The sequence below is a fragment of the Chryseobacterium sp. SORGH_AS_0447 genome (assembly GCF_030818695.1).
Classification (GTDB): domain Bacteria; phylum Bacteroidota; class Bacteroidia; order Flavobacteriales; family Weeksellaceae; genus Chryseobacterium.
Window position 1 is genome coordinate 2,960,992 of the sequence record NZ_JAUTAR010000001.1, and the last position, 16,527, is coordinate 2,977,518.

Here is a 16,527-nt window from a genome sequence, read left to right on the forward strand (position 1 = left end):
CACGGTTCCGGAGATCGGTTCCCTCCAGGAAACCTTTATCTTTGTTATTCTAATTCATCAGTCCGATATGAAAAAAGACAGGTCCCATCACCAGCCGGCAGACTGTATCCCGCACTTGCGGGCAATCAGCGATACCCAATATGTGCTGTCCGGAAAATGGAAAGTGGTGATTATCGGCAGTCTCTCCTTCAGTAAAAAACGCTTTACCGAACTCCGGAACACACTGGACGGAATTGGTTCAAAGATGCTGACTAAAGAGTTACAGGAACTGGTGCAGAACGGGATCGTAAGACGGACGTTGGGTGAGGATGATGCCAAGGCAGTAGAATATGAGCTTACGGAATACGGCTATTCGGTGAAGCCGGTAATCGATGCCATGGCTGCCTGGGGAAAACAGCATCGGGAACATATCATTAAGGAAATGCAAAAAACTGATCGTAAGTAACACGTCTTTATCTTACATTTTGTTCCTGTGCAATTTATTTAATCGGACTCTGCTTAACTCCTGCTCTATTTTATGAACTGAGCATTTCTTAAAAATAAAACCATTAAAAAACTGACAAAAAAATACATCATCCTCAATTCGGCTTCAAATAGTCTCGATTGGGTTATATTGATGCGCCTTTAAATGTGCATCTTTGCTGTATCAATTAAATCACTTAAGATTATGCAGACAAATGAAAATAAAGTCGCCCTGGTATCGGGTGCAAATACCGGAGTAGGCTTTCAGATTGCTAAAGCCCTTGTAGAAAGTGGCTATACCGTCTATGCAGGTTCACGCGACCTGCAAAAAGGCCAGGCAGCGGTTGAACAGCTGGGTGCATCGGCTATCGCGGTCCAATTGGATATTACCGACAAGGAATCGATCAGAACAGCAGTTAAAACCATTGAGGATGAAACCGGATATCTGACCCTTCTGGTTAACAACGCAGCCGTTTCCCATGCCGGTGTTCCGGGCCGTACGATGGAAGAAGTATTAGGCTCACAACGCGCCAGTATTGTACCGATTGAAGAGCTGAAAACAGTTTGGGAGACCAATGTTTTCGGGACTCTTGCCCTGACCCAGGCCTGCCTGCCCTTATTGCAAAAAGCTTCAAAAGCGAGGATCGTAACGGTTTCCAGTGCCTTGGGATCACTGACGATCAATGCCAATCCGGATTACCCGTACCGTTCCAATTTCGATGCGGCATATGGCGCTTCAAAAACTGCGCTCAACGGGATCTTCCTGTCGCTGGCGATCGATCTGGCAGACACCGGCATCACAGTTCATATGGTAAGTCCGGGCTTTACGGCAACGGCACTCAACAACTTCCAGGGAACGGATTCCGTGGAAGAGGGTTCAAAGGAACCGATCCGGGTGGCATTGGCAGAGGATCTTCCGACCGGAAGTTTTACCGGCCCGGCCAATTTCAGCGGTGAAAACAACATTCTTCCCTGGTAATCATTCATCTTCTCAAGTTTTGACTGGGATTTCGAAAATAGACTGAAAGTGACTAACAAGGGCTATTACTGACGCCAAGTCTAATAGTGGTTCCATATACTTTTAAGGAATCAAAGTAAGACAGCAAAGCAGCTGATGAAGCATTACAAAAATCCTTGTGCTTCATCAGATCAGCCTGCCGATCTTTGCCTTGCTTCCTTATATTTTGCATAAAGAAATAAAAACTTTGTCTGAAAACTTCAGTGTCACAGAGAATGTCGCGGGATTTCAAAAATAATCAGAGAAGACTTCGTGTTAAGGTAAATTTAAAAGTGCCTTTATCTTAAGCCGACCGTTAAATTTTTATACATTTAAAAAATGAAAGCCAAAGAGGATAAGCTGGTCCGCTTTATATCGATATCGGAAAGTCATCAGGCGTTCGGACTGCCCGCTCCGCAGCATCCGTTGATCAGCCTTGTGCATTTTAATCAGGATAATCCGTTTAATACGGCGATGGCACCGATCTACGATGTACTGGACTTTTACAAGATCACTTTTATCACCAGGAATAAAGGCAGGCTGAAGTACGGCCGGAATTATTACGATTATGATGAAGGAAGCATGCTGTTTCTGGCGCCGAACCAGCTGGTGGGAAGCACTGAGTATAACAGCGAAACCTATTGCTATATTCTGCTGATTCATCCCGCTTTCCTGCTTGGTCATCCTATTGCCCGGAAAATAAAACAGTACGGCTACTTTTCTTATGCCTCCAATGAGGCGCTGCATCTTTCGGAGGTTGAAAGGGAAATGATCCTTTCCGTTTATAAAATCATGGAACAGGAACTCAACAGCCGTGTGGATGAATTCAGCCAGGAAGTGGTCATTGCCCAGATCGAGCTGATGCTAAGCTATGTAAACAGGTTTTATAAGCGGCAGTTTATTACCAGAAAGAATGCCAGCAATGACATTCTCCAGAAAACAGAGGCCATCCTCGACGACTATATTCGGCGTCAGGAAAACCTTCGGCTGGGACTTCCCACCGTTCAATATCTTTCGGATCAGCTCAACATCTCTCCCGGTTATTTAAGTGATATGCTGCGAGATCTGATCGGCCAGAACGCCCAGCAATACATCCGCAGCAAGATTATTGAAAAAGCAAAGGAAAAACTGACCGGCACCGATCTCACAGTTGCTGAAATCGCCTATGAATTGGGATTTGAGCATCCGCAGTCTTTCAGTAAGATGTTCAGGCTTCGGACGGGACTTTCGCCGCTGGAGTTTCGTGCTTCTTACGATTGATATTAATTATCCGTAACAAGGATTATTCGTTTGGGGAAATTTATAACGTAAATCCTGACATATTATTGGGAAAATAAACAATTGTACATTGATACTCGTATAAATCTCAGATCTGATTAGAAATAATAAAAAGGCGACCTACTTTCGGAGGTCGCCTTCTTGTTAAAGTTCTTTTTACTGTTGAAATTCTACGATAAAACCGTTGACGCTAACGTTACTAGCGGGCAAGTCATTCCAAGGATGGGTAGAGGTATAGCCGTTTTTTGTTAAAACAACATTATCGTTTTTTCCGTAGGCGTGTACAAATCCTTCACCGGAATTCGAGTTATTAGGTTCATTTGTATAAAACCAGTTTATTTTTCGGACAGCTGATAAACCGCCGGCGCTGTAATCGTGAAGAGGCTGTTCCCCTGTGATCCATTTCTCTTCCGGATCAGGCGTAAGGGCTGCTCCGGCATCCCAGGAAAATTTCACAAAGCCGATCCATGTCCTTTGGGTATCGAAAACCGTATTGTTGGTCAGAAGATTTTGTTCCACATACATCCATTCATTATCGGTAGTGAACGTAGCCAGGTAGCCTCCCATATTTTTTGCGGCAGTATAGGCATCAAACCAGCTGATTATTGCGCTTCCTGAATAAGCGGCATAGGTATGTCCATTTACCGTAAACGTTGCAGCACCCTGTTTTGTATATGTACCACTTCCGATGGTAAGACTGGCGGGAGCCGAAGATGCAGTAGCCGTCTTACTGGGAACATATCCCAGAATGTTGGAATCCACTGAGGTAGAATAACTGATAACGGTAGTATTGGTCACAGCACCCATACTTCTCCAGATGCTGCCGTCAAAATAATAACATCCTGCAGAGGTAATGTTAGCTGTTTTCGTATCCGCAGCAGTAGGAATAGACGTCGCATAAACAATAGCACCGGTTTGTGCTGCACCATATTTTGATCCTGAATTTTTAATCTGATCGCCGGTGAGACGTGGCATTCCTATACCTTCAGAAGTAGTACCGTCGGTTTTAATAGGATCTACCTGAAGTGTAGTGATGGTCGCATTGGTCGATATACCCATTTGTGCAAGAGCAGAAATGCTACAGCCTAGAAATGCCGCTAATAAAAAAGATTTTTTCATTGTAACTTCAGCCGTGTTTATTGTTGAAATTCTACGATAAATCCGGTGGTCGATCCTGTATTGGCTACCACATCATTCCATGTGTGGGTAGACGTATAGCCGCCGTATGTTTTTGTACCGCTGTTTTTCGGCAGGGTAATAACAAATCCTTCTGTCCCGCCGGAATTGTTGGGCTCCCCGGCGTTGAACCAATTGGATTTTCTTACGGCGCTTGTACCGCCCGCACTGTAATCATGTAACGGCTGTTCCCCGGTAATCCATTTTTCTTCAGGGTCCGGAGTCAATGCCACTCCTGCAAACCACGAAAACTTGGCAAAACCGATCCATGCCTGCTGGGTATCAAATGCAGCTGCACTCAGAAGATCGGTTTCCACTTTTTTCCATTCTTCATCGGTTGTAAAAGTCGCCAGGTAACCGCCCATGTTTTTGCAGGCATTGTACGCATCATACCAGGTGATCCCTGTTGCAGATGCAGAATAAGCTGCATAACTGTGCCCGTTGTAGCTGGTGATCCCGGTGCGTGTCGCTGTAACTCCATTAACGGTAAGTGTCGTAGGAGCATTACCGTTTGCCGTAGCAGTGTTGCTCGGCACATAGCCTAAAATGTTAGGGTCGATAGCAGAACTGATGCTCAACGTGGTCGTGGTACTCTGTGCACCCATTCCACGCCATATGCTTCCGTCAAAATAGTAATAACCTGGAGCAGTAACGTTTGCTGTTTTGGTTGTAGATGTTGACGGTGCTGAAGTAGCATATACAATCACCCCCGTATGGGCTGCCGTATATTTGGAATCCGCAGCCGAAAGCTGGTTTCCGGTAAGCCTCGGAGCGATTACTCCTTCAGCAGTAGTGCCATCTGTGTTTTTTGGGGCGACATCCAATGTGGCTCTCGGGGTAACTGTATTTATCCCTACTTGGGCGTAAGCGAACGAAGCAGACAGTAAAGCTGCCAGAAGTAAATTTCTTTTCATTATAAGAATTTTGTCAAATTTTTCCCCAAAAATATGTAAAAAATACAAGGTATACCTCAATCCGTAGCAAAATAATTTGCACAAGATTGAACTTTCTGTTGTTTAAAATTTTTTAAAAATTGGTAAATCATTCATTATAAATGCAAAAGAGGTTTCAAATATTATTTAATTCATAATTATGTGATTTTTAAAATATCACCAATTGATCTGCTACTCTACCCTTCAGGGTGTAAGAAGATGATGAAATTAATTAAGATACCACATAATTTTTATCCAGTGAATGGCTGATCATTACCGAGTGTCTTTTATAAATTATGAATCAGTCAATAGTTCATTTAACCGTAATATTACAGATCAGCTAAACTGATCCATAAGTTTTACATACCACATGAATACCACGTCTAAAATTTCTTTATCATTCATTTTTAACATCAGTTTTTTTAATTCAAATTATTTAGTATTATTTAATTAAACCTTTAGATCGTTTTGTACCTATAATTTGCTAAAATTTTGAATTGTAAAATTAGTGATTACTTTAAAAATGATTTCACATCGCAGGTTTACGGTCTTATTTTATCTAGGTATGAATTTTGAAGCCTTGAAAACTGTCCGGAAGCTCTTTCCGACCAAGATTTTGTTTAATACCAATTACAATAAGCATGAATTCAATGAAAAACTTTTGGGGAATATTAAAAGATACATATAAAGACTGGAGCGCCCGTGATCTGGGTACCGAAGCTGCTAGTATCGCCTATAATGCTATTTTTTCAATCCCCGGTCTGCTGATTATCGTGATCTGGCTTACAGGAATCTTCTTTGGTGAAGAGGCAGTACGTGGCGAAATCACGAAAATTATCGGCAGCATGATGGGAAAAAATGTCGGCAAAAGCCTTGAAGAAATGGTGATCGGCGGTATGGTAGATAAAAAGAATGTCGTCATGAAAATCGTGGGGATTGCGACGCTGGTCTTTGGTGCCACCTCCCTCTTCTTCCAGTTTCAGAAATCTCTCAATAAGCTTTGGGATGTTGTTGCAGCTCCTAAAAAAGCTTGGGAAAAATACCTGTTGGACCGCGCAAACTCTTTGGGGATGATTGTGGTGATTGCCTTCCTGATGCTGGTTACACTGCTGCTAAGTTCCTTCATCGGCCTGGCCAGCGACTGGGTGGTACGCCGTTTCAGTTTGGAAACGCTTATACTCGTGAACATCATCAATATTATCGTCGGTTTTCTCGTTACCCTATTTCTTTTTGCTGCTATGTTTAAAATCCTTCCGGATGTGGAGATGCAGTGGAAATCTGTCTGGGTAGGCGCTACTGTAACTGCCTTACTTTTTACGCTGGGAAAATACATTCTTACTTTCTACTTTGAAAAATTCGATCCGAGTTCTTCTTTCGGTACAGCCGGAACGGTAATTTTACTCCTGTTGTGGATCAATTATACCTGCCAGATTATTTTTTTCGGGGCAGAATTTACAAAGGTATATGCCAAGAAAATGGGCCATACGCTTAAACCATCGAAACATGCTAAATTTAATCCGCAAACCGTAAGCGAAGATGATGCCGACGAAATAGTAACCGGTGCCGACCCTTCGGAAAAAACTAAGAATGAATCAAGAGCTTAAAACGCATTAATAGAATTATACTTCGCGGTTGATTTATTATAATATTTTATTTGAAAGCGTATTAAGCATTAATTATGTTGTTACATCAAGCTAAATGCTTAATTTTCAAATTTTTTAACCTTTCGATTTTCAAAATGTTATTTAATTTAATAAATAAGGAGGCAAAAAGCCTCCTTAAAACTAAACCACGAAGATTTTTTTCCATTTCGAGACTGTATTTCTACTAAGTCTGAAATAATTTGCCACCTGGCTATTATTCATTTTGTGTTTTTTCTGGTATTCTAAAATCTGCAAAATATCAGATTTATTGTAGGATTTATGTCTTTGATTATCCCTTTTATTTTCAGCTTCATTCTGAAATATTTTCCTATTTAGATTGATAATCTCCAGAAAAGACAGATCGTTCTTTGACAGTATTGATTGAAACTCTTTTTTACGGTCAGGAAATTTTTTATCAATGATATCGGAATATATAAGTTTATAATTAGGTTTCATTATTAGTAATAAGTTATTACAAAGATTTTATTTTATCTATTTCTTGCTTCTACCCAATCCAGAGAATCATTTCAAAATATTATTTAAAATATCTACATATTAAATTTTCTGTACCGTTAAAAGCTCAACGTAAATTATTCTTTCTCAATATCCAAGCATGTGTACAACGCTATTTATTCTGAAACGTTGTACTTGCTAATCCATTTGTAAAGCGTTGTTTTAGGAATTCTGTACCGCTCCATCAATTTTTTTTTGGTCATTTCACCTGATTTTATTTGTTCCAGAATAAATTCTATAATCTCTTTGGTGTATATATTCTTACGGAATTGCAATAAAGTAGATTTTTTATTCGCTGTGGCCGGGTTATGTCTTTCACTTGCCTGTGGCGAAAACAATATCAAATGCTGCGTGTAAATCCTGAAAAAATCATATTCTAACAACTTACTCCACCGCAGAAGCGTATCCGTATTTAAAGTTTGTGCCTTATACATTTTTGGTATATCCCTTACATTGCAATTCAAGAAGGTACAGATGCGGGATGTTTCTATCCCGCGATCTTTAACAGCCTTCTTAATTAGTTCTCCGATATGAATTTCTTTAAAGTTCATTTAAAAGCTATTTTTAATTAATGTTTATTAATACCACTGTGCTCAGCTTTTTCAAGCGCCCAGGCAAAAGCATTGGCTGTGAATATTGAATTATATACATTCATCTCATAAGCAGCGGCTCCATTACCATAATTGGGCTTGAATACCGGAAAGTTATTTGCGTTTAAAAAGAATGGACAAATAGTATCCGAAGTACCGCCATTATTGGAGTTGAAACCACCATCTCCTACCCAAATAAAATTGAGCGTATTATGTCTAAATGCCGTAACACGACCTATGGTTCCCGCAGGAGTAGCTGTTGATATGTTGGTATCGCCCGAATAAACTGATATTTCGCTCGACGGTAACCCTGTAGCATATTCTGTAGCAGAAGCATCTTCTCCCCACTGTAAACCTCTGATATCACCGAAAGGACCATTCAAAACAGGATCATTTGTCAGTGGTAACTTATACAACGCTCCGGCTCCATTTACATTTCCGGTGGAAACCGAAGCGTCGAAAACAGCTCTTAAAATATTTTGTGCTCCCGTACCGCTTTCAATAAATGCTAAAACAACACCTCCTTTTGCCAGGTAGTTGGCGATTACCTGGGCTTCAGCAGCATTTGCTCCCCAGGAATACCCTATTACAATAATGTCTACGGGATTGCTACCTGTTGTCCAACTTGTAAGCTGAGCTGCTGATGGTGCATTTGTTCCGTTTATGATCTGGTCCCAGCCTTCATATTTAACGACGCTATTAGCAAGCATTCCATAATTAGCTGCCGTTGTGATAAGTTTATTTGAGGCTGCTGTACCGGAGAAATTATAGCCATATCCATTGGCATCCGTGCCTATAGTCAGTAATCTTTTTTTAGGAATAACCACAATTACATTTACATTACACGATGTGGAAACACCACCCTGGCTATCTGATGTTATCGTTAACTTTTTTATAGCTGTAGAGGTGGGTGTTCCTGTCCCGTTTAGCGTGATGTTCTGGTTACCTGTTGCTGTAAAAGTACCTGAAGTACTAAACGAAATTCCATCCACCGTGTTGGTCGTAACGGTATAGCTTCCCAACGCTGTCACATTTACCGGTAAAGTAATGGTATTGCTTGAAGTAAGTGCGGTACCTACTTTATAAACTCCATTCACAATAGCCGAACCGCAGCTCATAGTATATGTTCCCGAGTCCGGAAGTACCGGGATCTGTACAGGTGGAGAACATGGCTGAGAAACTCCATTGTTTGTAATAGCTACAGTATCGCCACCACCTGCAGTGTTAGTATTTGCCGGGATCCCAGTTCCGGGAACATGCACTGTAAAACTGCCGGTCGTCAGAAAAGTCCCCGTCTTGTAAAAGTTGTATCCATTGTAGGTTGTCCCTGCAATCTCATAAGATCCTGGTTTTGTAACCGTTACTTTGACACTAAGATAATGGGATGTAGTGAGCTCTTTTGCTTTGATGTAAATACCATGAACGGTCACATCCGCATTACAATCATAAGAAAAAGTACCTTTTCCAAGTTGTCCGCAAAGGCTTTTCCATTCATTATCTTCACTGTTCCAATAGTTGTAGCAGTTTTCAGTGGTATTAAATATCATCAGACTGTTTTGTCCGGCATTCATATTCGGAGTAAGCTGCGTATCCCGCTGTGCTTCGGTATAACGCTGAATAATAATCCCGTTATATCGGTCGGGATTTGCGCTTGCCGGATCTTTTCTTTCAGAGATATGAAGCCCAGCATATGCATTGGGCTTATCTGTATTGATGCCAACCTGTCCGGATATAGTGATGTTCATAAGAAACATCGTTACGAACAAATTATATACATTTTTCATCTTTTAATTTTTTTATTTTTAGTTGTGTTGATTTCTGTCTGCGTTTAATTAATTCACTGCCCCATTTATGAAGATAAAAGTACGGAGGAGGCCGTATGATGTTGAAATTCAATATAAAAAAATATAGTTTTGAAATGTTATTTCTTTGGATTCGAATTCTGTCTTTTAAATCAAATGAGAAATCATCTCTGTTGACTTCTAATTTTGATTTGATGTTTTTCCGCTGCCTCATGGTAACACTACCGCCTACAAAATTAATGTTCAAAGAAAATCCAGGTACGGTATCATTATTTTGGGAAACAACTGTAGCTTTCACAGTAAGTATATTTTTTCTGCTTTTACGGATCCAGGGCTTCCTGAAAAAGCATAAAAAAAACCTTCTCTCAATTTTAAAAATGTCAAATGAGGGATGCGTGTTTCCGTAATATTCAAGATCGTTCTGATGTATCAATTTCCAGCATCTCTTTATGTCGGTAGAGATTGATGCAAAAGTATTCTTATGATTAATGAAGTAGTGCCTTACTAACCTCTCGATTACTCTTGCGAGTGAAAACGAGGAGGTTGTTTATTATTTAAACAACTGAAAACAGACATTTTGCGCTTTCTTCATTTGATGTTGCCAATTTTTTTCTCAACCGGTATTTTTTACTTTCCACCGATTTTATGGATGAGTTGGTATAAACGGCAATCTGCTTTGTGGTAAAGCCCAGTTTAAGCATGCCACAGTATTTTAAATCAGATAGAGTTAATGGAGTTAAAGAAATACTATTTATCTTATGAAAAAAATCCGGGAAAAACCTATTGAATTTCTCAACGAAAAGTGCATCATTTATCTGCGCTGATTCCATAAGATACTTGAGGGTTTCCTCGGTAATGTCATCACCACTAATCAGTTCCTTTACGCGGACCAGTTCATTTTTTAAATTTTCAATTTGTTCCTTCTTATAACGATTTTTATTTAAAGTAAAATAATACTCTTCTCTTTTAATATGAAAAAAATATGAGTTTAGCGTCAGGATTACCAGCATACAGCTTATGTTTAGAAGCAATAAAGTATGTCTGAATGGTAAATATCTTTCACCGTTCTTTATAAATGGCAAGTGTACTCCTGCAGATATATAAAGACTAGAAAGAATAAATAACAGAATTAACGAAATAATTAACTTGTTTTCCTTCACAGAAAAAAAGATGAACACAGCAGATAACATGGGAAAATAAAAAAGAAATACACCACTTTCGATTCCACATAAAGAAGAATAATAGGTGGTAATGCAGCACAACAATAAGAATATTGATGAGATCACATATCTATTGTTTCTTAATGATTTGAAAAAAGCAAAAGATGTAAAAAATAAGGCCGAAATTCCCAGAAGAATATATGTATTTGCACCATAGTCCATCAACAAAAAGCTAAAAAAACTATGTGTTAAAAAAATAACGGCAAGCAGGAAGAGATATTGGTTGGTTAATATTAATGAATCCCGATCTTTTAAAGGCAATCCGGATTCTTCAATTTTCCAATAGGAAACCCGTTCATACAGGTGAAAAAAAACTTTACTCATTGGATGGTTATTTAATTTATTTTGAAGTAATGTATAAAGGCTATGTTACAGAAGCATGGCTAAAAACGATAATACAGGAGCATCTACGAATATTGAAAGTATTTAACCATTCTTTCCTGCATCGTTTAAAATTGACGGTATTCTATAACAGGCTTGAGAAAGAAACGATATTTAATGATTTTATTTTGAAAATAGAGGTACCATTGGAGTACCTTTCAACATAAAGCTTTTAAAATCAAAAATTTATACAATCATATAATTTTGATATTTAAGAAAATTGGGAATCTATTTATCATATTATAACAATATTCAATATGATAAATGATATAAAACAAAAGCGCTGTAAACATCAATATTTACAGAACTTCAGCTTGTACAGGTTGTGGTTTAAATATAGGGTGCTTAAAACCTATTCCAATTAATCCAAATAAAAGCGATAAATTTCTTGTTATAGTTTTGTCTCATTTTAGTATACCTTTTAAAGTTGAAATTGTAAATTTCATTATGGTACAGACAGCTCGCCATATATAACTGTCTATCAGCTTCTTTTTATTTTTATTTTTGTGCAAAGTCATCAAGATTCATCGATGCCGGCAAATCTATTGTATCAGACGAATCCGCTATGGTCATCTCTGTCACGAATAGTTCTTGTGGTGTGCGTACTTTTTTCATATTGACGAGCCAATCCTGCTCACTTGCCCTATACCCTAATGGTAAAATGACCGTACTTTTATACCCGGAGCCCTTTAAATTGAGTAATTCATCAAGTTTTTCGGGAAGAAACCCTTCAATAGGTGTTGCATCTACTTTCTGCTCTGCCGCCGCGGCGATGGCCATGGCAAAAGATATATAACTTTGCTTGGACGCATGATGGGCCTGCCACTCCCGGCCGGAACGCTCGTAAAGATCAAGGATCACCTGCTTGTATGAATCCATGGTTTCATGCGGCAGTCCTCTTTCATCCATCATGTAATTAAATACATTGGAGATCCTCTCATCGGAATAGCCATCCCAGGCAGCAAACACCAGCAGGTGCGAGCAGTCGGTGATTTGGCTCTGATCGTAAGCAACCAGCCGTACGTGCTCTAATAATGCTTTATCTGAAATAACAATTATTTTATACGGTTGAAGCCCTGATGACGAAGGGGCCAGACGGGCGGCTTCCAGGATGTAATCCAATTTTTCCTGCGGGATCTTTTCACCATTCATTTTTTTTGGTAGCATATCGCCATGCCAAATCTTTTAATAAACTCATAACACTAATTTTTTTCAAAGGTAGGTTTATCCGATGACAATAAGTAACTTTGTGACCTAAAGTAATGGTGACAAACGGATCACTATTGTGACAAAATGGTAACCTTATGACATCAGAAAATACAGACCCATCAATTCCACCGTTTGATGACTGCCTTAAAAAACTGCGGGCTATTGACGATACGATGGAGCTATTGGCCGGTAAATGGAAATTATCTATTTTAGCCAGACTTTGCTATAAGCCGATGCGCTATTCGGAAATATTAAATGATATTGAACGTCTGTCGGGAAAAGTCCTGAGCCGCGAATTGAAAGATCTGGAAATGAACGGTCTCATTAACCGTCAAGTGGGCGACATCAAGCCGCCATCCGTCACCTACAGCGTCTCAGAGTATGGAATGTCTTTGAGAGATCTTTCAGATAAAATTGCCGAATGGGGTTTGGAACACCGGGACCGGATCAGGAGTTCTTTTTCAAAGAAAAGTCTATGAAATAAGTGTATCATCTTTTAAATACAACTTCCTAAGAGATTATTGAAACTGTTGTATCCTATACGCTCTAAAGAAATTCAATTAATAAAAAACAATGTTGGATTATCGTTTGCATTCAGAAAGACATTCTGATTATTTCATCTTTTATCACCAACAATGGCCAATAATCGAAAATCAATTTACAGTGCACTCGCCGCCAACCTGCTGATTGCGGCTACCAAGTTTATTGCGGGAAGCTTTACCAACAGCTCTTCGATGATCTCCGAAGGGATCCACTCTACCGTTGATACCACCAACCAGCTCCTGCTGCTGTATGGAATCAAAAAGAGTAAGAAAGCTCCTGACGAATCGCATCCGTTCGGTTATGGCAAAGAACTGTACTTCTGGTCTTTCGTTGTTTCCATCCTGATATTCGGTCTCGGCGGTGCCTTATCCATTTACCAGGGAATTCTGCACATCATCGAACCGGAAGTCATGAAAGATCCGTTTTGGAACTATATCGTACTGATCCTATCACTGATCTTCGAAGGAACTTCCTTAATTATATCCGTAAAGGAATTTAATAAGACGCGAAATGGTAAAGGATTGTGGGATGCGATTATTAAAAGCAAAGATCCATCCAGCTTTTTGGTTGTTTTCGAAGACGGCGCAGCAGTAGCTGGTCTGATCGTTGTAATGATCCTGATGGGAGTAAGCCATTCTTTTGGAATTTCGGAACTGGACGGAGTAGCTTCGATTATTGTAGGACTGATCCTGATTTTCGTTTCGCTAATTTTGGCCAGGGAAAGCAGAAGCCTTTTGATGGGTGAAGGAATAGCTCCTGAAACGAGAGAGAAGATTACCAAACTGGCAGAACAGGATGCTGCAGTGGTGAAGACAAAAAATATCTTATCCACCTATCAATCACCGGAAGAGATCGTTCTGGTATTGATTATCGATTTTAAAGACCATCTTGATACGGAAGAAATCACAGAGGCCGTTCAGCGCATCCGTAGAAATGTAAAAAAAGAATTTCCGCTGGTCCGGTTTGTCATTATTCAGCCGGAATAAATGGCAATATTTTCAAATAGAGTTCATTGTAAACACTTAAAGATTTAAGATTACAAATAATTTTTGTTTTAAATTAGCCCCGGCCCCATGCAATCTCGAAGCTCTTTAACAGATCAGTTCACGAAAAGACCTTTTCAAGAAATTCTTAATTAAATTTTATCTCTTGAAACATAGGATAATAGCCGTGTTCTAAAGGTTTTTCAGGAATATTTTTTGACGATATTAAAAATAATCCTATATTTGCACCACTGAAAACGAGAAATCGTAGCAAGTAAGGAGAGTTGGCAGAGTGGTCGATTGCGGCAGTCTTGAAAACTGTTGACTGTAACAGGTCCGGGGGTTCGAATCCCTCACTCTCCGCCAGGTTCGAAACCAAAATAAGCTAAAACGCTGTAAAAATTGATGTTTACAGCGTTTTTTGTTTAGCCGCAGGTATTAAAAAAAGTCAAAATAGGTTACGATTTATATGACTTATTTTATGATTAGGCGCTATGCATACCATATATTTTTGAGGAATAACACTTCAAAGCCAGGTTCAATTGATATTTTCAGAAAAAAACTATTTTATTTATGCAAAAATAAAAATCAAGGCATACATCCGGACGCATTTTTAATTATATTTGTATGTAACTTAATTTGAATGACAGAATTTTAACACCTCTAAATCTACCAAATCATGACAAAACAAATCTTTATGGCGGCCTCGTTTCTGGGAGCAATCATGTTGGGAACACACCTGATTCTGGCGCAGAATTCCGGGCAGGCCAGCACGAATATCAACATTATTTTAGCAGATGTTATTTCAATGGATGCAGCAAGCGCTGTTTCAGGAGGTGCCATAGATTTTAATTATGTGAATACAACAGATTATAATTCTTCAAAAAATGTGACGGTGCCGAATAGTTTGGTCATCATTTCTTCCAAAAATTTCGATGTAAAGGTAAAATCTGAGGGTGCTAATTTCGTAAGCGGCTCAAATGTAATTCCAGTAGATATATTGCAGGTAAAAGCGATACCGGGCGGAAGTTTAACGGGAACGTTAAATGAAGTCAGCTTATCTACAACCAATCAGGCCCTGGTAAGTAACGCAAGCTCAGGAGCAAAACAATCTTTAAATATCGCCTATTCTATTTCGGCAGAAAAAGCTTCAAAAGTACTTCTGGGAAAACCTGAAGGAACTTATACTCAAACAGTAACTTACACCGCGACCGCTTTATAATAAAATAATAGCAATCTATATGTGCCCTCAACACTTAAATGTTGAGGGCTTTTTTATTTAAACCAAATGATCATCCTGTAGTTATTTTACTACATCAACTTCCATTTTCCACTACAAAGAAATTTTTACCGCTGCCGTAGATTTGTATTGTTCAAAAGAGGACAATTAATCAAGAATAAAAAATAAATACTACTATAATGAAAAAATCAATTTTAATCGCAGCCTTAACTTTCGGAGCATTCGTTTTAGGAACTAATAATGCCCAGGCTCAGAATACGACAGCTACCACAACGGTAAACATCACCCTGAATGATGTCATTTCAATCGATGCGGGAAGTACGGCCATCGGCAATACGGTTGACTTCAACTATGCCACTGCAGCAGACTACAACTCGGATCAGACGGTTACCAAAGCCAACTCTTTGAAAGTGACTTCAACAAAGAACTTTAATGTAAAAGTGAAAGCAGGAGGTGCTAATTTCATGAACGGAACCAACGTAATCCCTGTCAATGTTTTGACCATCAAGCCTTCTACCGCTGCCGGAACCATGGGCGGAACGAAAAGCGCCGTCGTTTTATCGGCTACGGATCAGACTTTGGTAGCGAACGCACCGCTTGGAAGTTCATTAACCCTGAATCTGGACTATACTATTCCGGCGGCAAAATCATCATCTTCCGATATCTTAGGGAAACCGGCCGGAACGTATACGCAAACAGTAACGTATACGGCAACTGCTTTATAAAAAACACATCAATTATATATATGAGCCCTCAACATTTACGTGTTGAGGGCTTTCTTTATTTAAACCATATAAATCATCCTGTAGTTATTTTACTACACGAACTTCCATTTTCCACTACAAAGAAACTTTTACCGCCGACATAGATTTGTAATATTCAAAAGAGAATAAATAATTAAGTCTAAAAAATTAAAAAATAAGATCATGACAAAACAAATCGCCATCGCAGCCTTAACTTTCGGAGCTTTCATCTTAGGAACTAATAATGTTCAGGCTCAAAATACAACCGCTACCACAACGGTAAATATTACCCTGAACGATGTCATCTCCATCGACGCTGGAAGTACAGCCATTGGTAATACGGTTGACTTCAACTATGCTACGGCAGCAGACTACAACTCGGATCAGACCGTTACCAAAGCCAACTCTTTGAAAGTGACTTCAACAAAGAACTTTAATGTAAAAGTGAAAGCAGGAGGTGCTAATTTCATGAACGGAACCAACGTAATTCCTGTCAATGTTTTGACCATCAAGCCTTCTACCGCTGCAGGAACCATGGGTGGAACAAAAAGTGCTGTCGTTTTATCGGCGACAGATCAGACTTTAGTATCAAATGCTCCGCTTGGAAGTTCATTGACCCTTAATCTGGACTACACGATTCCAGCGGCAAAATCATCATCTTCCGATATTTTAGGGAAACCGGCAGGAACGTATACACAAACAGTAACCTATACTGCGACTGCTTTATAATAAAATAGTATTTATACCGTTAAAAAATTAATTTCTAATGAATTTAGAAGTGATACAACTCTGATATCTTATAAATCAATGTAAAC

15 protein-coding genes and 1 tRNA gene are annotated in these 16,527 nt (G+C 39.3%); 10 read left to right on the forward strand and 6 right to left on the reverse strand.

The features are described 5' to 3' along the window. Positions 1-67 precede the first annotated feature (67 nt). The 3 genes from QE422_RS13685 (at position 68) to QE422_RS13695 (ending at position 2,719) form a co-directional block, all read left to right on the forward strand. The gene (locus QE422_RS13685; protein WP_307459384.1) at positions 68-445 is read left to right on the forward strand and encodes a helix-turn-helix domain-containing protein; all 378 of its coding nucleotides are present in this window, start codon (positions 68-70) and stop codon (positions 443-445) included. A 222-nt stretch (positions 446-667) separates the two neighbouring features. Beyond that, entirely contained in the window at positions 668-1,441 is a 774-nt protein-coding gene (locus QE422_RS13690) for an SDR family NAD(P)-dependent oxidoreductase (RefSeq protein ID WP_307459385.1), read from the forward strand. A gap of 357 nt (positions 1,442-1,798) precedes the next feature. Beyond that, entirely contained in the window at positions 1,799-2,719 is a 921-nt protein-coding gene (locus QE422_RS13695) for an AraC family transcriptional regulator (RefSeq protein WP_307459387.1), read from the forward strand. A gap of 174 nt (positions 2,720-2,893) precedes the next feature. On the opposite strand, the gene QE422_RS13700 is transcribed toward QE422_RS13695, so the two are convergent. Both QE422_RS13700 and QE422_RS13705 read right to left on the reverse strand, forming a co-directional pair. Next, entirely contained in the window at positions 2,894-3,856 is a 963-nt protein-coding gene (locus QE422_RS13700; RefSeq protein ID WP_307459389.1) for a hypothetical protein, read from the reverse strand. Between the two features lie 17 nt (positions 3,857-3,873). After that, the gene (locus QE422_RS13705; protein WP_307459393.1) at positions 3,874-4,827 is read right to left on the reverse strand and encodes a C-type lectin domain-containing protein; all 954 of its coding nucleotides are present in this window, start codon (positions 4,825-4,827) and stop codon (positions 3,874-3,876) included. Positions 4,828-5,495: 668 nt separating this feature from the next. On the opposite strand from QE422_RS13705, the gene QE422_RS13710 reads away from it, so the two are divergent. After that, positions 5,496-6,449, forward strand: a complete 954-nt coding sequence (locus QE422_RS13710) for a YihY/virulence factor BrkB family protein (RefSeq protein WP_307459396.1) — start codon at positions 5,496-5,498, stop codon at positions 6,447-6,449. A 668-nt stretch (positions 6,450-7,117) separates the two neighbouring features. On the opposite strand, the gene QE422_RS13715 is transcribed toward QE422_RS13710, so the two are convergent. The 4 genes from QE422_RS13715 to QE422_RS13730 all read right to left on the reverse strand — a co-directional run bounded on the left by QE422_RS13715 (position 7,118) and on the right by QE422_RS13730 (position 12,146). Next, positions 7,118-7,552, reverse strand: a complete 435-nt coding sequence (locus tag QE422_RS13715) for a transposase (RefSeq protein WP_307459399.1) — start codon at positions 7,550-7,552, stop codon at positions 7,118-7,120. A gap of 17 nt (positions 7,553-7,569) precedes the next feature. Then, complete coding sequence (locus tag QE422_RS13720; RefSeq protein WP_307459401.1) at positions 7,570-9,375, reverse strand: hypothetical protein; 1,806 nt, start codon at positions 9,373-9,375, stop codon at positions 7,570-7,572. A gap of 572 nt (positions 9,376-9,947) precedes the next feature. After that, entirely contained in the window at positions 9,948-10,937 is a 990-nt protein-coding gene (locus tag QE422_RS13725) for a hypothetical protein (RefSeq protein WP_307459404.1), read from the reverse strand. Positions 10,938-11,492: 555 nt separating this feature from the next. Beyond that, positions 11,493-12,146 (reverse strand): nitroreductase family protein, encoded by a 654-nt coding sequence (locus QE422_RS13730; protein WP_307459407.1) that lies wholly within the window; start codon positions 12,144-12,146, stop codon positions 11,493-11,495. A 152-nt stretch (positions 12,147-12,298) separates the two neighbouring features. Here QE422_RS13730 and QE422_RS13735 point away from each other — a divergent pair, with 152 nt between their 5' ends. The 6 genes from QE422_RS13735 to QE422_RS13760 all read left to right on the forward strand — a co-directional run bounded on the left by QE422_RS13735 (position 12,299) and on the right by QE422_RS13760 (position 16,441). After that, positions 12,299-12,682 (forward strand): helix-turn-helix domain-containing protein, encoded by a 384-nt coding sequence (locus tag QE422_RS13735; RefSeq protein WP_307459408.1) that lies wholly within the window; start codon positions 12,299-12,301, stop codon positions 12,680-12,682. Positions 12,683-12,838: 156 nt separating this feature from the next. After that, entirely contained in the window at positions 12,839-13,732 is an 894-nt protein-coding gene (locus QE422_RS13740) for a cation diffusion facilitator family transporter (protein WP_307459411.1), read from the forward strand. Between the two features lie 275 nt (positions 13,733-14,007). Then, positions 14,008-14,095, forward strand: a tRNA-Ser gene (locus tag QE422_RS13745). Between the two features lie 313 nt (positions 14,096-14,408). Beyond that, on the forward strand, positions 14,409-14,951 hold the full coding sequence (locus QE422_RS13750; protein WP_307459413.1) for a peptidoglycan-binding protein LysM: 543 nt from the start codon (positions 14,409-14,411) through the stop codon (positions 14,949-14,951). 197 nt (positions 14,952-15,148) lie between these two features. Further along, complete coding sequence (locus QE422_RS13755) at positions 15,149-15,694, forward strand: peptidoglycan-binding protein LysM (RefSeq protein ID WP_307459416.1); 546 nt, start codon at positions 15,149-15,151, stop codon at positions 15,692-15,694. A gap of 201 nt (positions 15,695-15,895) precedes the next feature. Then, on the forward strand, positions 15,896-16,441 hold the full coding sequence (locus tag QE422_RS13760) for a peptidoglycan-binding protein LysM (protein WP_307459419.1): 546 nt from the start codon (positions 15,896-15,898) through the stop codon (positions 16,439-16,441). Positions 16,442-16,527 lie beyond the last annotated feature (86 nt).